The following is a 3,646-nucleotide window of genomic DNA, read 5'->3' on the forward strand; positions in this document are numbered from 1 at the left end:
ACCTTGCGGCGGTCCCGCTGCTGACCGTAACCCCAGTCGTCGCCGCCATCGGCAACGTGTCCACCGCCGGGGAGCAGGTCGCGTCGCCCCTCGGTGACGACGAGAACGTCCGCGGTCGCGGCGGCCAGCCGCTCGCGAACCATCGTCGCCCGGATGCCACTTGCCGGAGCCCACTCTGTGTTCCAGGTACCGACGGTCATCTCATCCGGGGTGACCATCTTTCACGACCCCATCCAGGCGATGATCTCGTCGGCGATGTGCTCACCGCGGTCCTCCTGCAGGAAGTGCGCGGCCCCGGCGATGGTCACCTGATCGTCGACCGTCGGCATGAGGTCGATGAACGCCTGGCCCGAGCGCGGGTGCGGGAAGACCGGGTCGCTGTCGGAGAAGGCGAGCAACGCCGGCTTGTCCCATCGCGAGAGTTCCTCGGCGACACGGGCCATCACGTCGGCGCCCACGGCCGTCTCGTCGACCGGGACGATCAACGGGAACTGTGCGGCCCCGGCTTTCGACTCGGCGGTGGGGAATGGCGCGTCGTAGGCGGCGATCACGTCAGCGGGGACATCGGTGGCAGTGCCGCCTCCGACGATCGTCCCGACCGGCAGATCGGGGTTCTTCTCGGCAAAGTCACGCCAGGCGAGGAATCCGCGGCTCACCCGCCCGGTGAACAACCCCGTGTTCATGATGACGATCCGGTCGACGCGGTCGGCGTGTTCGACGGCCCACCGCAGACCGATCGGACCGCCCCAGTCCTGTACGACCACGGTCGCTTTCGTGACCTGGAGTTGGTCGAGCACGTCATCGGCGATGGCCGAGTGCCGGTCGTAGGTGTACCAGTCGCGGTCGGTGGGTTTGTCCGACCGCCCGAAACCGGCGTGGTCGTAGGCGATCACACGATTGCCGGCGTCGGCGAGCGGACCGATCATCTTCCGGTACAGATAGCTCCACGTCGGTTCGCCGTGGAACAAAACGATCGGATCGCCGGACCCCACGTCCACATGATGGATACGCAGGCCCTCGGACTCGAGGTAGCGGGGCTCGTGATCCCAGCCCGGCAGATTCGCGAAGCGCTCGTCAGGGGTGCGGTAGACGTCCATCGGGTCATCATGCGCCGTCGCCGTGCGCGCCGGGCCCGGGTTCGTCAGCCGACGTTGACGCCGAAGTCGCGCGCGATGCCGGCCAACCCGCTGGCGTACCCCTGGCCGACCGCTCGGAACTTCCACTCACCGTTTCGGCGGTACAGCTCACCGAACACCATTGCGGTCTCGGTCGAGGCGTCCTCGCTCAGGTCGTAGCGCGCGAGCTCGCGGCCGTCGTCACTGTTGACCACGCGTATGAAGGCGTTGATGACCTGACCGAAGTTCTGGCCGAGGTTCTCGGCGTCGTGGATGGTCACAGCGAAGATCATCGAATCGACGCCGGGGTCGACGGCCTTCAGGTCGACGTTGACGGACTCGTCGTCGCCATCGCCCTCGCCGGTGAGGTTGTCGCCGGTGTGCACGATGGCGCCGTCCGGCGAGGTCAGGTTGTTGTAGAAGATGAAGTAGTTGTCGGACAGCACTTTCCGGTTCGTGCCGACGGCGAGCACGCTCGCGTCGAGGTCGAAATCGGCACCGCTGGTGGAACGGACATCCCATCCCAGGCCGACACTCACCGCACGGAGGTCGGGCGCCTCCTTGCTCAACGAGACATTCCCACCCTTGGCCAGGGACACCGACATCGCGTACCTCCTCGAATCACCACAACTGATCGCGTTGCACTCAACGGTACCCACGAAGTCCTCGCGGCAGCAGTCAGTCGAGCTGCGACCGTGCCACCACGAAGTCCCGGAACCGTGCCGCGGCCGGGGACAGGGGTCGGTCGCGTTGCCAGATGACGCCGATCTCGCGCCACGTCTGCGAGCCGGCCAGCGGGATCACCGACACCGACGTCGGAACCTGCGGCGCGTCCTCGATGGGCAGCACCGCGACGCCCAGCCCGGCGCCGACGAGTCCGGCGACCGTCCCCAGCTCGCTGGACTCGAAGGTGATGTCGGGGCGAAAATCGGCCTCAGCGCAGAGTTCTTCGAGGATGCGGCGCATCCCGAAGCCCTGCCCCATCGTGACGAACGGCTCCTCGGACACCTCGACGAGTGAGACCTCGGAACGGCCGGCCAACCGATGATCACGGGGTACCGCGAGACCCAGGCGCTGTCGGAGCAGCGGCGACCACACCACGTCGGTGTCGGTCGGCCGGGGCGAGACGATGGCGAGGTCGGCGTCGCCGGCACGCACGTGGTCGACGACCGTCTCCGCCGCGTCCTGGGTCAACGTGAAGGCGACACGGGCCCCGCGACGGAAGTCCCCGATCAGCTCCGGGACCAGACGGATGCCGAAGGAGTGCAGGAACGACAGGCGAATGGTCCCCTCCACCGGGTCGATCAGGTCGGCGATCTCATGGCGCGCAGCCTCGAACTCGGCTCGTGCCCGTCGGCAGTGGGTCAGGAAGATCTGGCCCCTCGCATTGAGAACGAGTCGCCGTCCGTGCCGGTCGAAGAGCTCGGTGTCCAGTTCCCGCTCGAGCCGGGCGAGCATCCGCGACAACGTCGGCTGTGAGAGATGGAGTCGGCGGGCCGCGGCGGATACGTTCTCCAACTCGGCGAGATCGACGAACCAGTCCGCTTCGGTGCGCAACACCGTTCCTTCACGAGTCGAGGTGATCTGAACTGAACACTCGTATGGGACGATACGACCGTTCGTCTGAGTGCGTCGGCCCCCGGGCCACCGGATGCGACCACTCCCTGTGTCGGGACATCGGAGGCTGAGCTCATCATGCGTGCGTCGTCGACACGGATCGTGATGCTTCTTGTCGTTCTTCTCACGATCGCGGGGTGCACCTCGTCGGTGGACGGAACTGCCGTCATCCGCAAGCCCGCGAGTCCGACCGGAGTCGACTACCGCGACTACCTCTCGGGAGATTCGCTGGCGCGGTTCCAGCAACTGGACAGGATCCGCTCCGTCGACAAGTGCAATTATCTGGATCCCACGTCGGTTATCCGTTCCTACTCGGCCCCGCTCTACGTCGGTCCGGCCGACGGTGATCTGTCGAGTCCGGCTGACTGTGATGTCCAGCTCGACCCCACGAAGAACGCGAACAAGGTCGGATCGATCGCGGTGAGCACCGATGGAACCCTGACCGCCGACGACACACCCGACGGAAAGATCGGGACGGTGCCGTACTACGGCGGACCGTTCGACACCGTCTGCAGCTACGGCGTGGTGACCCCGACCGGGCAGTACCTCACCATCATCGAGTCCTTGTCCGGTCTCACCCTGGCGCGGGAGGCCAACATGGGTGCCGTGTGTAAGGACACCATGGCGCTGCTCGTCGCATCCCTCCCCCGGATCATGGGGACGGAACCCCTCACCTCGTCCCTGCCCGATGCGCGCTCGGTGGCCGCGCGGGTCGATCCCTGCGTCGCACTCGATGCCGTCCTCTACGACCACCCGCTGGCGAACACGCAGATGGAGTTCCCGAACCCACCGATGTGGACGCATCGATGCTCGATCGGGATCGACGGTGACGTGTCGGCTCAAGATCGGATGATCGTCGAGTTCGTACTGGCGCCGGCGGGGTCGACCTACACGGGTGCGACCGAGACCACCAT

General features: G+C 66.5%; 4 protein-coding genes and 1 pseudogene. 1 reads left to right on the forward strand and 4 read right to left on the reverse strand.

Annotation, left to right across the window (positions count from 1 at the left end):
* The 4 genes and pseudogenes from JHC79_RS06495 to JHC79_RS06510 form a co-directional block, all read right to left on the reverse strand.
* A pseudogene (locus JHC79_RS06495) lies at positions 1 to 218 on the reverse strand (endonuclease/exonuclease/phosphatase family protein); the annotation flags it as partial.
* 3 nt (positions 219 to 221) lie between these two features.
* On the reverse strand, positions 222 to 1,097 hold the full coding sequence (locus JHC79_RS06500; protein ID WP_296389349.1) for a haloalkane dehalogenase: 876 nt from the start codon (positions 1,095 to 1,097) through the stop codon (positions 222 to 224).
* A gap of 44 nt (positions 1,098 to 1,141) precedes the next feature.
* Complete coding sequence (locus JHC79_RS06505; RefSeq protein WP_296389350.1) at positions 1,142 to 1,720, reverse strand: TerD family protein; 579 nt, start codon at positions 1,718 to 1,720, stop codon at positions 1,142 to 1,144.
* Positions 1,721 to 1,793: 73 nt separating this feature from the next.
* Positions 1,794 to 2,675: a LysR family transcriptional regulator gene (locus tag JHC79_RS06510; RefSeq protein WP_296389351.1), complete on the reverse strand. Its 882-nt coding sequence runs from the start codon at positions 2,673 to 2,675 to the stop codon at positions 1,794 to 1,796.
* 207 nt (positions 2,676 to 2,882) lie between these two features.
* Between JHC79_RS06510 and JHC79_RS06515 the strand changes: the two genes are divergently transcribed.
* Positions 2,883 to 3,646: hypothetical protein (locus tag JHC79_RS06515; protein WP_296389352.1), on the forward strand; the 764-nt coding region annotated here is incomplete at its 3' end.

Source organism: Williamsia sp. (assembly GCF_016462415.1).
Classification (GTDB): Bacteria; Actinomycetota; Actinomycetes; order Mycobacteriales; family Mycobacteriaceae; genus Williamsia_A.